Consider the following 20,253-nt stretch of genomic DNA (forward strand, 5'->3'; position numbering starts at 1 on the left):
GCTTCTTAGCGCTCGTTGAACCAGGTGCGGTGGCACTCGGAACACACCGGCGCTTTGGTTTCGTGCTCGGCGTGGCAGGCCAGGCAGCTGGCGCCGTTGCCGTAGTGGATGCTGGTGTGCGGGTTGGCTTCCTCCAGCACCAGTTCGGTGGTGATCTCGATGGTGTCGATGGTGCCGTGGCACTCGACACATGCGGTGTCGTCGACGTACTTCTTGGCGTTGCCGGTGTGGCAGCCGTTACAGCCATCTTCGTACAGGAAGGCGTGGTTGCTGCGGCCTTCCAGTTTGCCTTTCATGGCAACCAGTTCGCCGGCTTGTACGCCAGAAGTCAGTGCCAGTGCCAGGCCCAGGCTGATCAGCAGTTGTTTCATTGTGACTCTCCTCAGGCGTCGGCTTTGATGGCTTTAGGTACGATGAAGCCCATTGCCAGGCCTTCCAGGCAGGCGCAGGAGCTCAGACGTGCTTCGCCGTGGGTACCACCGCTCACCTCACCGGCAGCGTACAGGCCCTTCATCGGCTCAAGGGTCTTGGCGCTCAGCACACGACCGTCGACGTCGGTTTTCAGGCCGCCCATGCAGTAGTGCACTTTCGGCCAGATGCGGGAGACCACGAACGGCGCTTTCAGCTCTTCGGCGGTGTCCATCTTGCGGTTGAAGTCCGGGTCAACGCCCTGCTTCACCTGCTCGTTCCAGCGGGCTACGGTCTTCTTCAGCTCGGCCACCGGCACGTTGAACTTCTCAGCCATCGCTTCCAGGCTGTCCACTTTCCACGCCATCTCATCACGCAGGGCACGGGTAACACGCTCGTCCTTGCCGTACTTGTCGTAGTTGATGAACACCAGCGGGTAGGCCGGAGAGCCATCTTCGTAACGGTTGGCCATGATGCGGGTGGAGCAGTACAGGCGGTCAGCACGTTCGTCCATGTAGCGCTTGCCGCTCAGGACGGAGACGGAGATGCCCTGGTGCCAGCCGATGGAGAGCAGGGCGTTGGACCAGCCGAAGCCACCTTCGTCCGGAGAGCCCCAGTGGCCGGTCTGGATCATGTTCAGGTGCACCGCCAGAGCGCCGTGGCCCATGGCAGACAGCATCGCCTCACCGGTTGCACCCAGGTGGTTGGTGCCGTCCAGAGTCGGATCCAGGGAGGGATCCACCATGGCGCGAAGCTTCATGTTGCGGGTGAAACCGCCGGACGCCAGGATCACGCCTTTGCGTGCCTTGATGCGAAGGGTGTGACCGGTTTTCTCATCTGGGAAACGATAGCCGCGGCGAACCACAACACCGGTTACCGCGTCGTTTTCCACCACCAGGTCTTCGATAAAGTGCTGCAGACGGAAATCAACGCCCTCTGCTTTCGCCACTTCATACAGCTTGGAGGTGATGTCACCACCGGTGCCGTGCTGGGTGCGCACTGCGCGGGCCTTGTTGTGGCCACCCACCTGGATGTTGAAGTCCTTTTTGAACTTCACGCCGGATTCGACACACAGGTTGTAGGAGTCCAGGGCGTGGTTGGCGATCTTGCGCAGCTTGGCCTCGTCACCCATACCGCGGGCGGCGATCAGTTGGTCTTTCACCAGCTCTTCCGGGCTGTCGTCATTGATGCCCTGCGCCAGCTGGATCGGGTTGCGCGGTACGGCGAACCACCCGCCGTTGATGGCGGAGTTACCACCGATAACCTGCATCTTTTCCAGTACCAGTACGCTGCCCAGACCTTCACGCTTGGCGTTCAGGGCGCAGGACAGGCCGGCAAAGCCGGAACCGATCACCAGTACATCCACCTCTTCGTCCCACTTGGGGGCGTCAGCGGCTTTGGCTGGCAGGGATACGGTCAGCCCGGTGGCAGTCAGGGCGGCGCCGTATTTCAAAAAGGAGCGTCTGCTCGACATGATTCTCTCCCAAAAAATCCTCAGTGTTCTTCGAGGCCAAGGTTACGCGTCAGCCATCGGGGCTACCGTGACCGGGGGATGGAGGAAGTTTTCTCCCTTTCAAACGGGGTTTTAGGCCGGTTTTCGGCGATTTTGACCGGGCAGCCAGAGGGCGAAAGGCGGGCGGGATCGATAAAGGGGACGGTTATGTGATGGAGCTCCCGATGATGTTTCTCCAACGATGCCCTGGGCAGGGGCATATCGCAGTGCTGGTTTGATGTAGGGAAGCTGTTACTATCGAGCCATTGCCCCCTGAGTGTCATAACGGACGCAAAATGAATGACCTGGAGCTGGTGCGACGCCTGGATCGCCGCTTGGTTGATGACTACCGTCTGGCTCGAAGCTACTGCCTGGACGTGCCTACGTTTGCCCTGGTGCACCTGCGCTCCATAGCCCACCGGCTGACCACCTGGCTGGGAGAGCGGGCAGACCTCGAATTCCACAGCAAAAACCTCTATGACCGCATCGAGCAGCTGGCCAGAGCCAAGGTGATCGATATGCGTCTGGCCCGCAAGCTGCACAAGCTGCGTGGGGACGGCAACAAAGGGGCCCACCCGGAGAAGTATCATCTTTCGTTGGAGCAGTTGGTTCAGCTGGCGGGTAAGAGCGTTAAGGACACCGCCCGGCTCTGTGCCGAGGTGTTCCCGTTGCTGCATAGTGGTGAGGAGGCGCCCCAGTGGCAGTTTGAGCCGGTGGATGTGGTGGCTGGCCGTGAGCTCTGCTACCGCGCCGTGATGGAGGATGACCCGGAAGCGCAATATCTGGTGGGTCTCTCCCTGAAGGCGCGCGCCCTGATGCACCAGGAGCGGGCACACTCCTTTGCCGCGGCCAATGATGGTCAGGCGCCGGATATGAGCGATGCCCGGCGGACGCTGGAGCAGGCCGCGTACTGGTTCCGCCGTGCGGCGGCGGAGAACCCTTCTGCGCGATTTGAGCACGGTGTGGCCCTGTTGAATGGCTATGGCGGCGAGCGGGATCCCCAGGCGGCGGTGCGTTTGATCGAGGAAGCCGCTGAACAGGGGGTGGCGGATGCGCTGGCGCTGGTGGGGTATTTCTACCTGGCGGGCAGTCAGGGCTACGGCCAGGATCCGGTCAAGGCGGAGCACTACCTGAGCGAGGCCGCAGAGCAGGACCAGCCTGAGGCGATGGCCAATCTGGGTGTGCTCTACTATCAGGGATTGCTGGGTCAGCCGGATCTGGCCCGGGCCCGCACCTGCTCCGAGCAAGCCGCGCTGGCCGGGTATCCTCATGCCCAGTACCACCTGGCAGTCATGCTGTTTGCCGGTGAGGGTGGTGAGGCGAATGAAGACGCCGCGCTCGGCTGGCTGCAGCAGGCGGCGGAGCAGCACTACCCCGAAGCATTGGCGGACTTGGCTCAGCGTACCCTGGATGGCGACGGCGTCGAGGCCAACCCGGCGGCCGCCGTTACCCTCTACCAGGAAGCGATCCGCTACGGTCGTCTGCCTCGCGCCATGTTCGAGCTGGCTCTGGCCCACTTTGACGGTGAGGTGCCCAATCGTGACCTGGTGGAAGCGGGCACACTGCTGCATCGGGCGTTCTCCTACGCCATCCCCGACAGCGAACTGTCCGAGGCGATCTGGCAGATGGCGCCGGAACTGGTGCAACAACTGGACCACGCCCTGACGGCCGAATTCGAAGAGAACGAGGCGTTGGTGGAAGTCCGGGGGCGGTTTGATGAGTCCGGCTATCCTCTGGGCAACTGGCGGTGACGCCCCTTCTTAATTCTCTCGCCGATTCCTGAGCCCCTGTTCTGACCGGCCCCCTTCTCTGGGGGCTGTGCCCGTTCCCTACCTGCAATTGGCCCGCTTGTCCGTTTGACTCACCGGCACCATAACGACAACGTACTGAACCATCTCACCTTTTTTCTGCCCAAATTGTTTACACCCGGTTGGACACGGATCCAGCTGGTGGCATTATGCTCAATCAAACTTTGACCAATCCGTCACAAGGAGTGCTTTATGGGGATCCGCCTGGCGACCCTGGCCCTTGGGCTGGCGCTGAGTCCGCTTGCCCAGGCCACCACTGCCGATGATGTTCAGACCCTGGATCTGGCCAACGGCATGCGCATTCTGGTGCTTGAGGATGACACCATCCCGAACGCCAACATGTACCTGTTCTGGAAAGTGGGCTCCCGCAACGAGGTGCCCGGCATCACCGGCCTGTCTCACTTCTTCGAGCACATGATGTTCAATGGCTCCAAGCAGTACGGTCCCAAGATGTTTGACCGCACCATGGAAGCGGCTGGTGGCGCCAATAACGCGTACACCACAGAAAACCTGACCGTCTACACCGACTGGTTCCCCGCGGATGCGATGGAGACCATCTTCAAGCTGGAAGCGGACCGCATCGCCCATCTGTCGATCGATCCAGCGATGGTGGAGAGTGAGCGCGGGGTGGTGGATTCCGAGCGCCGCACCGGCCTGGAAAACTCCAACTGGCGGATGCTGCAGGAAGAGGTGAAAGGGGTCGCGTTCCGGGCTCATCCCTACAGCACCCCGGTGATCGGTCATCAGTCCGACATTCACGCCTGGACCCAGGATGACCTGGTGAACTTCCACCGCACCTACTACGCCCCCAACAACGCTGTAGTGGTGATCTCCGGCGCGGTGACCTTCGAACAGGTCAGCGCCCTGGCCCAGCAGTACTTTGCGCCGATCCCGGCCCAGACTCCGCCGCCGGAAGTCCGGACCGTGGAGCCGGAGCAGAAAGGGGAGCGCCGGGTTTACGTGCAGAAGCCTTCGGTTTCCACCCCCAACCTGATGCTGGCCTACAAGGTGCCCGCCACCAGCAGTGAGGACTATCACGCGCTGGAGCTAGCGCTCTCTCTGCTGATCGACGGCAACAGCAGTCGCCTGAGCCGGGCCCTGGTAGACAACCAGATGGCGCTGGCGGTGGATGGCTACCTGCCGGAAAGCTTTGATCCCAACCTGCTCTACCTCTATGCAGTGGCAGCGGCGGGCGTTGAAGTGGCGGATCTGGAGCAGGCGATGGTTGCCGAAGTGAACCGTCTGGCCTCCGAGCCGGTGACTCAGGCGGAGCTGGACAAGGTGAAAAACCGCAAGCTGATGGCGTTCTACGACACCATGGAAACCATCAACGGCAAGTCCAATACTCTGGGCACCTACGAGCTGTTCTTTGGGGATTACCGCACCCTGTTCTCCGCGCCGGAGGCGTATCAGGCGGTGACCGCTGAAGACATTCAGCGCGTGGCGCAACAGTACCTGATCAAATCCCGCCGCACCGTGGGTGTGCTGGCTGCCGAGGAGGACACCGACCAATGAAAGCCAAGATGATGCTGTTGAGCGCGCTGGTGATGGCCGGATGCAGCGCCACCCAGAAACCGGCGGAACCGGTTCAGAACACCAACCTGACCCCGCCGCCCGTGGCGATGAAACCCGCGCCGAAGTTTGCTCTGCCGGAGTACCAGGTTCGCACTCTGGATAACGGGCTGATGGTCTACCTGATGCCGCGCAAGCAGGTGCCGATCATTACCGTTAACGCCGTGGTTCGCGCCGGGGCGGTTAATGACAGTGAGCCGGGCCTGGCCGCATTGGCGGCGGAAGGCTTGCTGCTGGGCACCCAGAAGATGAAAAAGGCGGAGATGGAAGCGATGGTGGATGGCCTGGGGGCCAGCCTGAGCAGCTCTGCCGGAAAAGAGGGCACCACCCTCAGCGCCCGTTTTCTAGCCAAGGACGCCGACGCCATGCTCGATCTGGTGGCCGACATCGTTCAGCGACCGGCGTTTCCTGCCGACGAAGTGAAGAAAGCTCGAGACCGCTACGTGGCGATGCTGGCCCAGCAGAAGGAGAGCCCTCGTCAGGTGATCCGCCAGTATTTCGACATGCTCTACTATGGCGACCACCCCTATGCCAACACCACCGTTGGGGATGGGGCGCGGCTGGCTCAACTGGACGCCTTTGACCTGCGCATGTTCCATGGCAGCTGGTATCAGCCCCGCAATGCCGCCCTCGTGGTTGCCGGTGACTTTGATGTGGATGCCATGGTGCAGGCGATTGAGCAGCGCTTTGGTGGCTGGCGGGATGGCGACACCCCCACTGCCCCCAAGTTGGCGCAGCCGGTGAAGGTACCGGACCACGCCCGGGTGCTGCTGGTGGACAAGCCGGACGCCCGTGAAACCACCTTCCTTATCGGTGGCGCGGGTGTGGCACGGGATAACCCGGACTACGTCGGTTTGCAGGTGATCAACACCATCCTGGGCGGGCGTTTCACCTCTTGGCTCAATGATGAGCTGCGGGTGAATGCCGGTCTCACCTATGGCGCCCGCTCCGGGTTTGCCAGCTATGGTGAAGCGGGCAGCTTCCAGATCAGTACCTTCACGGCGACCGAGCACACCAAGGCGGCGATCGACCTGGCGCTCAAGACCTACCAGCGCCTTTGGACCCAGGGCATCGACGAAGCCACGCTGGCGTCCGCCAAAGCCTATGTGAAGGGCCAGTTCCCCCCTCGCTATGAAACGGCCGGTCAGCTGGCTGGATTGTTGGGGCAGATGTACCTGTATGACCTGAGCGACGAGCAGATCAACGCCTTCCAGCAACAGGTTGATGCGTTGACGCTGGAGCAGGCTGAGGCTCTGGTGGCCAAGTATTTCCCCAAAGCCGATCTACAGTTTGTGCTGGTGGGCCAGGCAGACGCCATCCGGGATATCGCGGCCCAGTATGGTGAAGTGGCTGAGGTTGCGATCAGCGCTCACGGATTCTGGTTCTGAGTTAGGGTACCTGGGAGACACTGATGACCGCCTTAACCTTGGGGATGTTGGGATTTATTGCTCTGCACCTGATGCCCGGCACCGCCCTGCGTGAACGGATGGCCAGCGCCCTCGGCGAGCCGCTCTATAAGGGGCTGTTTGCCCTGTTGTCGCTGGCGGCTCTGGTGCTGGTGGGGTGGGGTAAAACCCAGGCCGGTTACGTTTCGGTTTGGGTGCCACCAGTCTGGACCCGCCACCTGGCCCCCTTGCTGATGCTGGTCAGCTGCTACCTGATGGTCACCTACCTGTTAGGCGGCAAGCTGAAGGGGCTGACGGCCAACCCGATGTTGTGGGCGGTCGTGATCTGGGCTCTGGCTCATCTGCTGGCCAATGGGGATCTGGCGTCACTGATCCTGTTTGGGGGCCTTGGCGGTTACAGCCTGATGGCGATTCATCGCTCCCGCAGTCAACGGCGCAAGGACTACACCGGTCGCCATGAATTGGTGGTGGCGGTTGTCGCGTTGACGCTTTACGTGGTTCTGTTGATGGCGCACCCCTATCTGTTTGGGGTTGCCGTGATGGGCCGCTGAGTGATTGCTTCAGCAAAAAAGGCGCCGCAGGGCGCCTTTTTTTATCCCTATTGGGCGTTGAGCACCGTTTGATGAGCGCGCCAACGCCACAGCAACAGCGTGGACAGTAACCCGACGACAAGCACGCTCCAGGTGAGTGTGGTGTGGGCGTGATAAAACAGCGTCAGCGCAGTGCGCTCATGCCAGAGCAGAGCGGGGCCCAGCCCAAATATCCCGACCCAGACCGCAGTGGCCAGTGCGTTGCCCAGCAGGAAAGCGCGCAAGGGCATATTGGCCAGTCCGCAGCCCAGCGCCATGGTCTGTTTCAACCCTTCGACAAAGCGGCTGAGCAGCAGGACCGCAATGCCGTATCGACCGATAAAGCGGTGTAAGCGGGCCTCGGTGTCCGCTGACATCCAGCCCTTGCGGCGCAGCCAACTGTCGCCTTTCAGGCCAAGAAAATAGCCAACCAGATTGCCGCTGAAGGCGCTGAGAGTGGCGACCAGCAATACCCAGTGCAGCGCCAGTTCCCCGTCGGCTGCCAGTACCCCTGAGACCATCAGCAGGGCCTGCCCGGGAGCCGGAATACCAAACCCTTCGACTGCGATTGCCAGGGCCAGCAGCAAGTAGCCGTATTGCTGCAGATAGGGACTCAGGTCACTGACCAGGGTTTGCAGGGTGTGGAGCATGAGCGTTGCCGGTCCGGGGAAAGCCTTGATGATAAGAGATTGGCACCGGCGTCAGGATGATCATTTGTTCATGTTCGGAGAGAAGGGCTCAGCCTGAGGCTGAGCCCAACTGGAGGGGGTTACTCCCCGGAGATATCACGGGCGGCGGGCAGCCCGCCGGCGGCTTCCGCGGACTGAACGGCGCGATGGATGGCGGTCTCCATCACCTCGGCCGCGATGACCCCCAGAGTGTTGATGTTGACCGGGCCCAACGCGCCGGTGCCGGCAGCAAAGATGGCGTCGCCATCGTTCATGGTGTGCACCGGACGGATCGCCCGGGCGTAACCGTCGTGGGCCATCTGGGCCACCTTGAGCGCTTCGGCTTTGGTCAGGGTGGCGTTGGTGACGATGGCGCCGATGGTGGTGTTCTTACCGACAAAGCCCGGCTCATTGGCACCCTGGAAGATCAGGGCGGTGCCGGGGATAAAGCCGTTGTCGTCCCGGGTGCCCGCCAGGATCTCACCGTCGCGGTCATACACATCGCCCCAGGCGTTGACGGCAACGATGGCGCCCACCACCAGGCCACTGTCGAGCTGCACGCTGTAGACGCCCAGACCGGACTTGGTGGCGTGATCCATACCGCGGATCTTACCGACGCTCGCGCCGGTGCCTGCGCCGACATTGCCTTCGGTCAGGCCATCGCGCTTGGCCACCTTGGCTGCTGCCTGGCCCATGGCAGAGTCAGGACGCGCTTTGGGGTCGCCGACCACCAGGTCAAACAGCACGGCGCCGGTGACGATGGGTACCCGGGCCACACCGGTGTTAAAGCCGATCCCTTCCGACTCCAGCTGGCGGGCCACTCCGCTCATGGCATCAAGACCAAAGGCGCTGCCGCCGGAGAGGACAATGGCGTGGACCTTATCCACCAGGTTTTCCGGTTTCAGCAGATCGGTTTCCCGGGTGCCGGGTGCGGCGCCTCTCACGTCCACCGACGCCGTGGCGCCCTGATCGAATCGCAGCACGGTAACGCCGGTCAGCCCTTTCTGATCGCTGATCTGGCCCACTTTCAGGCCTTCGATAGCAAACAGCGCGTTGGGGTCATACTCCTGAGCAGAGAGGGGCAGAGTGAGGGTGGCAAGCAGGGCCAGCCAAGCTTTCATGGGAGGTTCCTAACGGGTTGTGGATGGGGTGACTCTAGGTGCCAAGTCCCGGAAAAACAAGCGGCGACCCGGAGGTCGCCGCACTTGGCTGGGTCGCTCAGTGAGCGATCAGTTGCTGTTGCACATTGGGTGGTACCACCTCGTAGCGACTGAAGGCCATGGAGAGCTGGCCCTCACCGCCGGTCATCGCCTTCAGGCGGGTGGCGTAATCGTCCAGAGCGGCCAATGGCGCTTCGGCATTGATGTCCACCTGCTGGTTGGCCAAGGTCTGGGTGCCACACACCATGGCGCGGTGCGCGCTCAGATCACCGGTGATGTCGCCCATCTTGTCCTGATGCACCTGTACATGCATATCAACAATGGGTTCCAACAGAACCGGACTGGCTGCCATGACCGCTTCCAGGAAGGCTTTCTTACCTGCCATATGGAAGGCGATCTCCTTGGAGTCCACCGGATGATGCTTTCCATCCAGTACGACGACCCGGATATCCTGCATCGGATAACCGCCCAGAACGCCTTCGTGCATCGCCTCTTTCACGCCCTTCTCCACCGCCGGAATAAACTGGCTGGGGATGGCGCCACCGACGACCTTGGAGGCGAACTCGAAACCGCTGCCCCGCGGCAGGGGCTCCACCATCAGATGCACCTCGCCAAACTGGCCGGCGCCGCCGGTCTGCTTCTTATGGCGATGGCGACACTCTGCGGTGCCGGTAATGGTTTCCCGGTAGGCCACGGAGGGCTTCTGGGTATCCATATCCAGGTTGAACACCTGCTGGGCTTTTTCCAGGGCAATCTGGACATGCATGTCGCCCAGCCCCTGAAGCACGGTTTCATTGTCGGAGCCGTTCTGGCTGATCTGCAGGCTTGGGTCCTCCGCCACCAGCTTGTGCAGCACTTCCGCCAGTTTCTGCTCGTCGCCGCGGCGCTTCGGCCGGACGGCAAGGCCAAACAGGGGTTGCGGCAGGTCCAGCTCCAGCATGTGGAAGTCATCTTCCTCATGGTGATCATGCAGGATGGAGCCCACCTCCATACCATCAATCTTGGCCAGAGCGCAGATGTCTCCGGGGCCGGCACTGTTGACTTCGATCTGCTCCTTACCCTGCAGCTTCATCAGGTGGGTAACCTTAATGGGCTTGCGGTCGGCACCGATAAACAGCTTCTGACCGGAGCGCAGCACCCCTTGGTGGATGCGGAATACGCCCATGCGGCCCACATAGGGGTCGATGCTGATCCGGAACACATGAGCCAGCAGGTGCCCCTCCTCGTCGAGCGTGAGGGAAACCGGCTCTGCATTGTCGCCCCAGCCATTGACGAAGCTGGGCGGGTTGGCTTCCTGCGGGTTGGGCAGGACCTGATCCAGAATTTGCAGCAGATGGTTGATGCCGATCTGCTTCTCGGCACTGGTAAAGCATACCGGTACCAGTTCACCCTGCCTCAATGCCGCTTCCAGCGGAGCATGGAGCTGTTCCGGAGTCAGGGATTCCTCCTGCTCCAGGTAGATCTCCATCAAGGCTTCATCCTGCTCCACCACGGTGTCGATCAGGGCGTCATGAGCGCTGCGGACATCGCCAAACAGGGTGGGGGTGTCGTAGTCCGGAGCGAAGTAGCAATCCACCACCTTGTTGCCTTCGGCATTGGGGAGATTCAGGGGCAGACAGCCGTGGCCAAACTGGGTCTGGATCTGCTCCAGCACCGCTTCCAGTTGTGAGGCGTGTTCATCCATCTGGTTAATCACGATCAAAATGGATTTGCCCTGGCGGCGGGCCTCTTCAAAAGCGCGTTGGGTGATGGGTTCAATGCCGCGATCGGCGTTGACCACCAGCAAAATGCTTTCCACCGCTGGCATAGCCAGTTGTGCGCGGCCATAAAAATCGGGCAGTCCGGGGGTGTCGATTAGATTGATGTGCGTGTTGTTGTGGTCGAGGGAGAGGAAAGATGCTTCCAGGCTGTGGTGGTGGGCTTTTTCCTGGGGGGTGAAGTCGGCATGGTTAGTGCCGTCCTCGACCCTGCCACGTTGACTGATGGCTCTGGCGCCAAAGAGCAGGGCTTCCAGCAAGGTGGATTTGCCGCTGCCACTATGACCCATTAGAGCCGCATTCCTTATCTGTTCGATGCGATGCTCGGGCATGTCTGCCTCCTGTTGTCCTAAATCCATCAGGTGCACCCTTGACTATAGGGGGGTGAGGGTGACTAGGATTTGACCGGGATCAGGTTCTGCCCCGATCCCTTGAAACCTCAGGATCCGGAGTTCCTTACTCAGGTTTTCCGGGAGGGTAAAATTGAGCATAGATCGTCTAACTGGAGCCAGCCTGTGATCCCTTACATTCGTCCGGAAAGCCTGGGCTTTCTCACTGAACTCAAGGCCAACAATTCACGGGACTGGTTCAACGCCAACAAGCCCCGTTATGAAGAGACGGTACGCGGCCCGGCTCTGGATCTGATCGCCAGTTTTGCGCCCATGCTGGCGGAGTTTGCCCCCCGTTTCCGGGCCGAGGCGCGCAAAGTGGGTGGGTCACTGATGCGGCCCTACCGGGATACCCGCTTTTCCCGGGACAAAACCCCCATCAAAACCAACATCGGTATCCAGTTTCGTCATGATCTGGGCAAGGACGTCCATGCGCCCGGTTATTACCTGCATATCGAGCCTGGCCACTGTTTTCTGGGAGTCGGGTGCTGGCACCCGGAGGCCAAATCCCTGGCGGCGATCCGGGAGGCGATCGACCGCAGCCCCATTCGCTGGCTGGCGGCCCGGGATGATGGTGAGTTCTGCAGCCGATTCGCCCTTCAGGGTGAGAGTCTTGTGCGCCCGCCCAAAGGCTATGACAAGGCGCATCCCCAACTGGAAGATCTCAAACGAAAGGACTTTATCGGAGTGATGCCACTGCGTGACGAGCAGGTGATTGGGGAGGGGTTGCTGGATGAGATGGAGCAGGCGTTTGTGGGGGCGGATCCCTTTATGCGTTTCCTCTGTCAGGCACTGAAAGTGCCGTTTTAATCGCCACCCTGGCGGCGTTTGCGTCAGCCAGGTGTGCGCTGCTTCAAGATTTGATTCTTTTTCACTGAACGCCGGGCACCGCTCACCGTTGTCATGCTCAAAAGAGGTTAGTTTGTAGCGCGTTAACCGAACTTTAGGAGCGACATCATGTTGAAGCGGGTGGTCCTGGCCATGGCGGCAATGGGGATCATGGGGTCGGCGGCGGCAGTGAGCCTGCCTCCGGCACCGGCAGTGGGCAAACTGGGTGCCGTGGTGGTGGATCCTTACGGGACAGCACCGCTGACGGCGCTTATCGAGCTGGCTGGCAAGTCCGTGTCCGATGTGCACGTTACCGTTCAGGGCAAGGGCCCGGAGGGCGTCAGCATCGATTACCCGGTGGGGCGGCAGAGCCTGCTGACCCATGATGGCATCCCGGTATTTGGCCTCTATGCCAATCACCTCAATAACGTGACGATTCGTTACCAGTTGAATGGGGAAGTGGTTGAGGAAACCTACGACATCCGTACCGGCAGCTTGCAGAACCGCTATATGGACAACCGTTCCACCTCGGAACTGCAGCCCATTGAGGTGAAGACCGTCGCCCCCGGATTTGAAGACCGCCTCTACCTTGTGAACAGCCATACTCTGCTGCCTCAGGGTTCTGATCTGCACTGGGGCGCGCTCAAAGACGCCAGCTCCGGCCTGTTGGATGCCAACCCGGCCGGTGGCTCCATGCCTTTTGATGCCATCCCCATGACCTTCATTGTCGATACCCAGGGGGAGTACCGCTGGTGGATGAGTCAGGACGCCGTCTATGACGGTAAGCGCCACGATGTGGATCGCCGTGGCTACCTGATGGGGGTTAACCCCACCGCCTCCGGCAGCTACACCTTTGTGCAGGGTCAGCGCTGGTATGAAATGGACCTGATGGGCCGTTTTGCCCAGAACCAGAAACTGCCCCGGGGCTTTATCGATGCCTCCCACGAATCGGTGGAAACCCCTCAAGGCACGGTGTTGCTGAGGGTGGCCAAGCGCAACTACCAGCGTGACGATGGCCAGGTGGTGCATACGGTGCGCGACCACATCATTGAAGTGGACAAGAGCGGCAACCTGCTGGATGTCTGGGTATTACCTGAGATCCTCGACCCGCTGCGGGATGATCTGATCAAAGCACTCGACGCTTCCGCCGTCTGCATCAGCCGCAATGTCGATGCCGAAGGCAAAACCGTGGTGCTGGAGCCGGATGCGCCCTTTGGCGATGCCGTGGGTGTGGGGGCTGGCCGCAACTGGGCCCACGTAAATTCCATCGCTTACGATCCCAGTGATGACAGCATCATCATCTCCCCTCGTCACCAGGCCAGCGCCATCAAGATTGGCCGCGACAAGCAGGTGAAGTGGATTCTCAGTGCCAGCATTGGCTGGAGCGGGGAACTCGCCGAGAAGCTGCTGACACCGGTGGACGCCAGCGGCAAGCCGATCGACTGCACCGTGAAAGGGGTGTGCGAGGGTGACTTCGACTTCTCCTACTCCCAGCACACCGCCTGGATCAGCGATAAGGGCACCCTTACCGTGTTCGATAACGGCGATGGCCGTCACTATCGTCAGCCGTTCTTCAAGACCGAGCGATACAGTCGCGCCGTGGAGTACAAGATCGACGAGCAGAAGATGACGGTTCAGCAGCTGTGGGAATACGGCAAGGAGCGCGGTTACGACTGGTTCAGCCCGATTACTTCATCCGCGGAGTACCAGTCTGACCGGGACACCATGTTCACCTTCGGCGGCTCCATCCACCTGTTTGAGGGTGGCAACATCATCGGAAAAATCAACGAGATTGACTACGATACCAAGGCGGTTAAGGTGGAGATCGACGTGATTTCGGACAAAACCAACTCGCCCCATTACCGGGCGCTGGTGGTGCATCCGGACCAATTGTTCCACTGAGCCCTATACTGAGTGCCCGGAAACCCCGGAGGAGGATAAGGATGAGATGGCAAATGCCAGCGCTGCTGGCCATCGGCGCCCTGCTGGGCGGCTGTGGCGGTGAGGCGCCCACTACGACTCCGCAACAGGAGAGCGTCACCATGGAAACCATCACCGGCCAGGCGCTTTATCGTGAGCGCATTCTGCTGAAGCCGGGTACCACCATGCAGGTGGTGCTGGAGGACGTATCGAAAGCTGATGCGCCTGCGGAGGTGATCAGCGAGCATCAGTTCGAGGTACAGGGGCCGCCGCCCTTCGCTTTTGCGCTGCAGTATGACCCGGCCAAACTGGTGGAGAACCACCGCTACGGCCTGCGTATCCGCATCGAAGAAGCGGGCAAACTGCGCTTTATCAACGATTACCACGTCGACCCGTTCGGGGGAGAGTTGGATCAGATCGTGCTTAAAGGGGTAGGGCAGTAACCTGCGCACCTTTTGAAATGCCATAAAAAACGCCCGCATCTGCGGGCGTTTTTGTGTGCTGCGCTGGCCATTACTGGCGCGGCGCGTTATCCAGCAGTTGAATGCGGGCAGCATCAACATTGCCGCTGTTGACTCCAATCAGGGTGCCGTACTCCTTGCTGCGCTGGTACTCCTCCTCAAACTGGGAGAGGTCCACCGGGCTCAGAACATTGATGCGGGGGAAGATAAAGAGACCGGTCTGGTCCTGCTCATTCTCATCAATGATATCCATGGTGCGAACGGAGCGCTCCAGCACCAGGTGACGGCCATCCGCCATAGAGGTGATCACGGTCCAGTTGCGTTTACGACTGTAGGTGGCCCAACCCTCGTAAACGATTTCGCCGGTCAACTGGTACTCGTGAGCCCCGACCTGTTCCCAGTTTTGGAACGCGGCGTAGTAGGTTTCGAAGTAGCCCTGGTCTGCGATCCACTCACCGGTGGTTGGCTGGTAGTAGGTACCGAAGGTCCAGCTCAGGCTGCCGTCTTCACCAAAGGTGTAGCCATAGACGGTGTCGAAGTCGGGACGGGTCGGGTCCCCTTCGCTGGCCATCCAGCTGTTGATCCAGGCGCCCAGGACATAGGGCATCTCCTGAACCAGATCATCCGCCAGGGAGGCGTTGTCCTGGTCATATTGGGCGATCCAGGAGATCGTGGACTGCTCAAACTCGCCTTTAGAAAGGGTGATGATGGCGCTGTTGAGCGCGTCGCTCTGGGCATAGGGCTGGTAGCTGACGGTCCAGTCTCCGGAGGTGATGGAGAGGCTGCCGTCGGCAAATTGCCACTGGCCACGGGTTTCGCCAGCTTCATCCAGCACCGAGCCGCCTTCTGCCAGGGTCACCTCATTGTGAACCAGGTAGTCATAGGCCTGGGTGTCGTAGAAGCCCTGAATGCTGGTGACCATCGGCAGCGCCCAGGTGCCTTGCGGCGCGCTGTCCCAGTGGGAGGCCACCTGACTGCCAATATGCAGAACACCAGTCGCTTCAAGTTCGCTCTCCTGATAGCTGGGCAGGTCGCCTTCCCAGGCCAGGCCGGCAGAGGTGGGATCCAGGGTAAAGGTACGGCTGACTTCAATGGCCACTTTGCTCTCTGCACCATCGGTCAGTTTGGTGAACTTGATGGCATCAGTAGACTGAACAACCCGCAGTTGGCCCTCCTGCCAGTTCGGAGCAAGGGTGTTTGCGGCGGTTTGTCCCCAGCGCTCGGCGACCTCTGCCAGCGTCAGGTACGGGTAGCTTTCCTGCTGGTTGTCGCCGTATTCCACAACCAGGCGATTCTCCTCATTGATGAGCCACTCTGAGCCAACATCGGCGCCCAAAAAGTAGCTGTAAACATTGGGATCGCTCACAGAGGCTGTGCCATCGGCAGCCAGGTTCAGCACATCGCCGCTCAGTGCCACCCAGCCCTGAGTTACGGAGGTGGTGAAGATGTTGGCGCCGAGCAGCTCCTCGGCCGTGAATGCCAGGGTAACTGCCGGGTCGTTCACGGTCTCTTCTGCGGCTTCCTGGAAGGCGGCTTCAAACGCTTCGGTCATCTCTCCGTTTTCGTCGACCAGACCGTTCTCTTCCAGGTAGGCGTCAACGGCTTCCTCAACGCTCTCTTCCCCTTCCGGCGTCAGCAGTTCCAGAATGGTGCCGGTTTCGGGGGTGTATTCCGGATTGTCGGCCAGAACCTTGATGAGGGCACTGAGTTCCAGCAGGGCTTCGGTTTCCACCTGAGCTTCGGCTTCGGCCAGCGCTTCATCGCTGGTCAGTTCAACGCCGGTGTCCTCGGCCAGAAGGTGCAGCGCGGTGCTGACCTGGGTGATGGCGGTACGAGAAGACTCATCCTGAGCCAATACGCCGTCGTCGCCAGCCTGTTCATTCAGTGCCTCGAATGAGCCCAGTTGGCTGATCAGTTCGATATGGCCCTGATCCCCTTCGCCCTGAGCGTTCAGTACCACCATCTCATCACCGCTCATACTGCCCTCTTCATACTCGAACTCGAGGGTATAGAGGCCATCTTCATCGGCGGTGGTGGTGAGGGTTTGATCGCCGAGTGTTGCGGTGATGGTTGCATTGGCAACCGGGGCATCAGTGGCGATCCCCTGGATGGAAAAGGTCAGAGTCTGAGGCAGCGGGGGGGCTTGAGTGTTGTCGTCACTGCCACCGCAGCCAGCCAGAGTGGTAATCGCCATCAGGCTTAGGGCGACTTTGGAAAGGCGCATAGTGTTGCTCCTGCAAGTTTGGTTCGTCCTTGAAAACCGTCCGGACACAATGACGAGATCCAATTGAAGTCATTGAGTAAACCCGGGCGGCAGTTTTGCAAACTGGGGAAGTTAATGTGAATGCGACGTTAAATCAATCGGTTCTGGAATCAACCGGTTAGCGATTAGTCAAATAAAAAACGCCCGCATCTGCGGGCGTTTTTATGACTCAGGGTGCGGAATTACCACATCAGGTCATCGGGGATCTGATAATCGGCGTAGGGATCGTCCTCATCCGGGGCATCCGCAGATTTGTCGTTGAGCAGAACGATTACGCTGGCATCACGCTGTGCCACTTTCTCTGCCACTGCCGCGGCGATCAGGTGGTACTCCTCATCCAGTTTGGCAATGGCCAGTTGGCCATTGATCAGCCCCTGTTGCAGAGCCGCAGTGACGTAGATCTTGGTGATGGTGCCATTATCGGAGAAGTTGTAGGCCAGCTCGCCCTTCTCCCGGGATTGGGCATTAACGGTAATCAGCTGGCGGATCTGCGCTTGCAGCGCTTTCTTCTCTGAATCCGCTTTGCGCTGAGCATTGAGCTGACGGTCCCGTTCAGTCTGCTCGGCGCGCTTCTGAGCGGCGTCAGCCTTGGCTTCATTCACCACCTGCTTGCCCGCTTTGCGTGCCCGGTGTTTGTCTTTGTTGGCCTTTTTGGCGTCGTGCTTGGTCACGAGCCCGGCTTTCAGCAATTGGTCCTGCAGTGACATGGGAGAGGTCCTCACTTATCGGGCAGATGGGGGATGTAGGCAGGCTCTCAGAGCGCGCCATCAAAGTCCAGTTGTCGCCAGGCTTCGTAGCTGACGATGGAGACCGCGTTGGCCAGGTTCAGGCTGCGTGCTTCCGCTTTCATCGGGATGCGGATCCGTTGCGCCAGCGGAATCGCTTCACGCACCGCCTCTGGCAATCCCCGGCTTTCCGGGCCAAACAGCAGCACATCACCGGCTTGATAGCTGGGCTCGGTATGGGGGCGGCTGCCTTTGGTGGTCAGGGCAAAGATGCGGCGACCCGCCATGGCGGCAAGGAACGCCTCGTAGTTTTGGTAGCGGGTGACGCTGGTCAGTTCGGCGTAGTCGAGTCCGGCCCGGCGCAGTCGCTTCTCATCCATGTCGAAGCCCATAGGTTCAATCAGGTGCAGGCGGCAACCGTTATTGGCGCACAGGCGGATGATGGCACCGGTATTGGGGGCGATCTCCGGCTCGTACAGGGCAATCTCAAACATGATGTGGGCGTCCGCGTTACGAAATGGGCTCGTTTTACTCTGACCGGGATCAGAACGCAAGCGCCGGTATCGGGAGTGGGGTAGGCTTAGGCCCATTCGAACGTCGAATCGCAAAAGGACAGTAAGGATGAGCTTTCCCGATCTGGTGACCGCAGCGCAGCTGGCGGCGTGGCAGCAAGAGCCGGACCTGGTGGTGCTGGATGGCAGCTGGTTTCTGCCGGGCAGTGATGGCGATGGCCGGACCGCGTTCCTGACCCAACGGATCCCCGGTGCTCGCTTTTTTGATTTTGACGGTGCCTTTGCCAAACCGGGTACCGCCTTGCCTCATATGCTGCCTGAACCGGCCCAGTTTGCCCGTGAGATGGCCCGACTTGGTATTCAGCGAGAGCAGCGTGTGGTGGTGTATGACTGCCACGGCATCTTCTCAGCGCCCCGGGTGTGGTGGATGCTCAAGGCGATGGGTCACCCGTCGGTGGCGGTACTGGATGGTGGATTGCCGGCATGGGTCGCTGCGGGCTACCCCTGCGAACAGGGGGAGCCGGTAGAGGTTTCACCATCTCACTATGCCTTGCCGGACTCGGTTGGGGGCGCGATTGAGACGCCGGAGCTGTTGGCAGCGATTCAGTCGGGGACGGTTCAGGTACTGGATGCCCGGGCTCCCGGCCGGTTTGCGGGACTGGAGCCGGAGCCGCGACCGGGCGTGCGTCCCGGTCATATGCCGGGGGCGGTCAATCTGCCTTTTGGTACTCTGCTGGAGCAGGGACATCTGCGTTCAACCGAGCAGCTGGCTGAGATATTTGAGAGGGTGGCCGACCTGGATCGGCCCTGGGTGTTCAGTTGTGGCAGCGGCGTGACCGCCTGCATCCTGGCTCTGGCGGCCACGGTTTCCGGCCATCATCATTGGCAGGTTTATGACGGCTCCTGGGCCGAGTGGGGAGGGAACCCGGAACTGCCACTGGCTTAAGCCAGCGGCAGGGTCACGGTCATGGTCAGGCCGTGGGGGGTTCGGTTGTTGGCGCGTATCCGCCCTTGGTGGGCCTCGACGGCCCCCTGGGTGATCGCCAGACCCAGACCCCAGCCACCACTGTCTCGATCCCGGGCTTCCGCCACCCGGTAGAAGGGGCGGAAGATGGTCTCCAGCTCCGTTTCCGGCACGCCGGGACCGTCGTCACTGATCCGGACCAGCACTTCTGTGGGCTGGCGGACAATCTCAAGACTGACGTGCCCATCGGCGTAGCGCAGCGCATTTCGCAGCAGGTTTTCCACCGCCCGCTGCAGCAGGTTTTCTATCCCCTTGAAGGGCAACCGTTCCGGCATGGTGACACTGAGCTGCTTGTCCATCTGCTCCGCTTCGAAGCGGGCGTCTTCCACCACATCGGACAGCACGTCGATCAGGTCGATGCGGTGCTTGTGCTCGGTGATCTGCATGTTGAGCCGTGACAGGGCCAGCAGTTCTCGAATCATCTCATCCAACTGGTCCGCTTCCCGCCCGATACGCTGCAGTTCGGGGGTGTCTTCTCCCTTTTTCCGTGCCAGCGCCAGCGCCAGCTGGAGCCGGGTGAGCGGGGTGCGCAGCTCGTGTGAGATCCCGGACAGCAGGCGCTGCTGCCCCTTGACCATGGTGGTGACCGAGTCCGCCATCTGGTTAAAGCTGGTGGCCAACTGGCCCAGCTCATCCCGTCGCCGCAGAGTGTCGTTGTCGGCTCGAGCGTCCAGGTCCCCTTTGGCCAGTGCCCCGGCGGTGTCCTTCAGGTGGCGGAGCGGTTTGCCCAGGTGCCACGCCAGCAGCCCGAACACCAGGCCGGAAAAGGCGATCGCCACCAGCAGGAAGGCGATGGGGTGGGCCATCAGGAAGAACAACCAGGGGCGTTGGTGCGGCGCGCGGATCTTACCGATCAGATAGTGGGTTTCGCCTTTCAGCTCAATGGGTTGTGGACCAAACACCACCTCGTCAGGGAAGCGGAAGCGCATCGGCTGCTGGTAGTTATCCAGTTCCAGCAGGAAGTGGCGCACCTCCCGGGGCATCCGTCGCTCCTCCCGGTAGGCAGGTCGGCCATCTTTGTCCACCACGTAAAAGTTCATGCGGAACTCGCGACCACGCTCGTCCCGATAGTGGCGCAGGCTGTGGGCGAGGTGTCGCCACTGCTGCGGCGGGGTTGCCTCGATCCGCTCCGCCGTACGGCTCAACAGGGTGGCCAGCCGAGGATCCAGGGGCTCCCGGTCGAACTGCTTCTGCAGGTAGGGGAGGCCGATCACCAACCCCAACACCAGCGAGGAGGTGATCCAGAACGCCAGCAGCAGCTTGAAAAAAAGGTGGTTAGGCAGTTTCACGG

Annotated in this window: 17 protein-coding genes; 8 read left to right on the forward strand and 9 right to left on the reverse strand. The window is 60.8% G+C overall.

Annotation, left to right across the window (positions count from 1 at the left end; all coding sequences use genetic code 11):
* Positions 1-5: 5 nt before the first annotated feature.
* The gene (locus tag KUV52_RS04785; RefSeq protein WP_222524802.1) at positions 6-371 is read right to left on the reverse strand and encodes a cytochrome c3 family protein; all 366 of its coding nucleotides are present in this window, start codon (positions 369-371) and stop codon (positions 6-8) included.
* Between the two features lie 11 nt (positions 372-382).
* Positions 383-1,882 carry a flavocytochrome c gene (locus KUV52_RS04790; RefSeq protein WP_222524803.1) on the reverse strand — a complete coding sequence of 500 codons (1,500 nt, stop codon included), beginning with the start codon at positions 1,880-1,882 and terminating at the stop codon, positions 383-385.
* 314 nt (positions 1,883-2,196) lie between these two features.
* On the opposite strand from KUV52_RS04790, the gene KUV52_RS04795 reads away from it, so the two are divergent.
* The 4 genes from KUV52_RS04795 to KUV52_RS04810 all read left to right on the forward strand — a co-directional run bounded on the left by KUV52_RS04795 (position 2,197) and on the right by KUV52_RS04810 (position 7,237).
* Positions 2,197-3,651, forward strand: a complete 1,455-nt coding sequence (locus tag KUV52_RS04795; protein WP_222524804.1) for a DUF4145 domain-containing protein — start codon at positions 2,197-2,199, stop codon at positions 3,649-3,651.
* 249 nt (positions 3,652-3,900) lie between these two features.
* A complete protein-coding gene (locus tag KUV52_RS04800; RefSeq protein WP_222524805.1) occupies positions 3,901-5,223 on the forward strand; it encodes a M16 family metallopeptidase in 1,323 nt (440 codons plus the stop codon).
* Complete coding sequence (locus tag KUV52_RS04805; protein ID WP_222524806.1) at positions 5,220-6,668, forward strand: insulinase family protein; 1,449 nt, start codon at positions 5,220-5,222, stop codon at positions 6,666-6,668. Before KUV52_RS04800 ends, KUV52_RS04805 begins: the two co-directional genes overlap by 4 nt.
* A 23-nt stretch (positions 6,669-6,691) precedes the next feature.
* Positions 6,692-7,237, forward strand: a complete 546-nt coding sequence (locus tag KUV52_RS04810) for an NnrU family protein (protein ID WP_222524807.1) — start codon at positions 6,692-6,694, stop codon at positions 7,235-7,237.
* A 47-nt stretch (positions 7,238-7,284) separates the two neighbouring features.
* On the opposite strand, the gene KUV52_RS04815 is transcribed toward KUV52_RS04810, so the two are convergent.
* The 3 genes from KUV52_RS04815 to fusA form a co-directional block, all read right to left on the reverse strand.
* Positions 7,285-7,905, reverse strand: coding sequence for a DedA family protein (locus KUV52_RS04815; RefSeq protein WP_222524808.1), 621 nt, complete (start codon positions 7,903-7,905; stop codon positions 7,285-7,287).
* Positions 7,906-8,024: 119 nt separating this feature from the next.
* The gene (locus KUV52_RS04820; RefSeq protein ID WP_222524809.1) at positions 8,025-9,044 is read right to left on the reverse strand and encodes a P1 family peptidase; all 1,020 of its coding nucleotides are present in this window, start codon (positions 9,042-9,044) and stop codon (positions 8,025-8,027) included.
* Between the two features lie 97 nt (positions 9,045-9,141).
* A complete protein-coding gene (fusA, locus tag KUV52_RS04825) occupies positions 9,142-11,199 on the reverse strand; it encodes an elongation factor G (protein WP_261389895.1) in 2,058 nt (685 codons plus the stop codon).
* A 156-nt stretch (positions 11,200-11,355) separates the two neighbouring features.
* Between fusA and KUV52_RS04830 the strand changes: the two genes are divergently transcribed.
* The 3 genes from KUV52_RS04830 to KUV52_RS04840 all read left to right on the forward strand — a co-directional run bounded on the left by KUV52_RS04830 (position 11,356) and on the right by KUV52_RS04840 (position 14,420).
* Positions 11,356-12,039, forward strand: a complete 684-nt coding sequence (locus KUV52_RS04830) for a DUF2461 domain-containing protein (protein ID WP_222524810.1) — start codon at positions 11,356-11,358, stop codon at positions 12,037-12,039.
* A 147-nt stretch (positions 12,040-12,186) separates the two neighbouring features.
* Complete coding sequence (locus KUV52_RS04835) at positions 12,187-13,959, forward strand: aryl-sulfate sulfotransferase (RefSeq protein WP_222524811.1); 1,773 nt, start codon at positions 12,187-12,189, stop codon at positions 13,957-13,959.
* A gap of 41 nt (positions 13,960-14,000) precedes the next feature.
* On the forward strand, positions 14,001-14,420 hold the full coding sequence (locus KUV52_RS04840) for a YbaY family lipoprotein (protein WP_222524812.1): 420 nt from the start codon (positions 14,001-14,003) through the stop codon (positions 14,418-14,420).
* A 70-nt stretch (positions 14,421-14,490) separates the two neighbouring features.
* Here the strand turns inward: KUV52_RS04840 and KUV52_RS04845 are convergent, their stop codons facing one another.
* The 3 genes from KUV52_RS04845 to KUV52_RS04855 all read right to left on the reverse strand — a co-directional run bounded on the left by KUV52_RS04845 (position 14,491) and on the right by KUV52_RS04855 (position 17,920).
* The gene (locus KUV52_RS04845) at positions 14,491-16,662 is read right to left on the reverse strand and encodes a carboxypeptidase-like regulatory domain-containing protein (RefSeq protein WP_222524813.1); all 2,172 of its coding nucleotides are present in this window, start codon (positions 16,660-16,662) and stop codon (positions 14,491-14,493) included.
* 221 nt (positions 16,663-16,883) lie between these two features.
* On the reverse strand, positions 16,884-17,408 hold the full coding sequence (locus tag KUV52_RS04850; RefSeq protein WP_222524814.1) for a DUF2058 domain-containing protein: 525 nt from the start codon (positions 17,406-17,408) through the stop codon (positions 16,884-16,886).
* 47 nt (positions 17,409-17,455) lie between these two features.
* The gene (locus tag KUV52_RS04855; protein ID WP_222524815.1) at positions 17,456-17,920 is read right to left on the reverse strand and encodes a tRNA (cytidine(34)-2'-O)-methyltransferase; all 465 of its coding nucleotides are present in this window, start codon (positions 17,918-17,920) and stop codon (positions 17,456-17,458) included.
* A 127-nt stretch (positions 17,921-18,047) separates the two neighbouring features.
* Between KUV52_RS04855 and KUV52_RS04860 the strand changes: the two genes are divergently transcribed.
* Complete coding sequence (locus tag KUV52_RS04860) at positions 18,048-18,884, forward strand: sulfurtransferase (protein ID WP_222524816.1); 837 nt, start codon at positions 18,048-18,050, stop codon at positions 18,882-18,884.
* Here KUV52_RS04860 and KUV52_RS04865 read toward each other — a convergent pair.
* The gene (locus KUV52_RS04865; RefSeq protein ID WP_315900209.1) at positions 18,881-20,251 is read right to left on the reverse strand and encodes an ATP-binding protein; all 1,371 of its coding nucleotides are present in this window, start codon (positions 20,249-20,251) and stop codon (positions 18,881-18,883) included. The two genes, KUV52_RS04860 and KUV52_RS04865, sit on opposite strands and share 4 nt — an antisense overlap.
* Positions 20,252-20,253: the final 2 nt, after the last annotated feature.

It is taken from the genome of Ferrimonas balearica, from assembly GCF_019802055.1.
Taxonomy (GTDB): domain Bacteria; phylum Pseudomonadota; class Gammaproteobacteria; order Enterobacterales; family Shewanellaceae; genus Ferrimonas; species Ferrimonas balearica_A.

Coding starts and splice junctions, on each gene's coding strand:
- KUV52_RS04850 (WP_222524814.1), bottom strand. CDS start 17,408: ATGTCACTGCAGGACCAATTGCTGAAAGCCGGGCTCGTGACCAAGCAC.
- KUV52_RS04810 (WP_222524807.1), top strand. CDS start 6,692: ATGACCGCCTTAACCTTGGGGATGTTGGGATTTATTGCTCTGCACCTG.
- KUV52_RS04790 (WP_222524803.1), bottom strand. CDS start 1,882: ATGTCGAGCAGACGCTCCTTTTTGAAATACGGCGCCGCCCTGACTGCC.
- KUV52_RS04815 (WP_222524808.1), bottom strand. CDS start 7,905: ATGCTCCACACCCTGCAAACCCTGGTCAGTGACCTGAGTCCCTATCTG.
- KUV52_RS04800 (WP_222524805.1), top strand. CDS start 3,901: ATGGGGATCCGCCTGGCGACCCTGGCCCTTGGGCTGGCGCTGAGTCCG.
- KUV52_RS04855 (WP_222524815.1), bottom strand. CDS start 17,920: ATGTTTGAGATTGCCCTGTACGAGCCGGAGATCGCCCCCAATACCGGT.
- KUV52_RS04860 (WP_222524816.1), top strand. CDS start 18,048: ATGAGCTTTCCCGATCTGGTGACCGCAGCGCAGCTGGCGGCGTGGCAG.
- KUV52_RS04805 (WP_222524806.1), top strand. CDS start 5,220: ATGAAAGCCAAGATGATGCTGTTGAGCGCGCTGGTGATGGCCGGATGC.
- KUV52_RS04795 (WP_222524804.1), top strand. CDS start 2,197: ATGAATGACCTGGAGCTGGTGCGACGCCTGGATCGCCGCTTGGTTGAT.
- KUV52_RS04845 (WP_222524813.1), bottom strand. CDS start 16,662: ATGCGCCTTTCCAAAGTCGCCCTAAGCCTGATGGCGATTACCACTCTG.
- KUV52_RS04840 (WP_222524812.1), top strand. CDS start 14,001: ATGAGATGGCAAATGCCAGCGCTGCTGGCCATCGGCGCCCTGCTGGGC.
- KUV52_RS04835 (WP_222524811.1), top strand. CDS start 12,187: ATGTTGAAGCGGGTGGTCCTGGCCATGGCGGCAATGGGGATCATGGGG.
- fusA (WP_261389895.1), bottom strand. CDS start 11,199: ATGGATTTAGGACAACAGGAGGCAGACATGCCCGAGCATCGCATCGAA.
- KUV52_RS04785 (WP_222524802.1), bottom strand. CDS start 371: ATGAAACAACTGCTGATCAGCCTGGGCCTGGCACTGGCACTGACTTCT.
- KUV52_RS04820 (WP_222524809.1), bottom strand. CDS start 9,044: ATGAAAGCTTGGCTGGCCCTGCTTGCCACCCTCACTCTGCCCCTCTCT.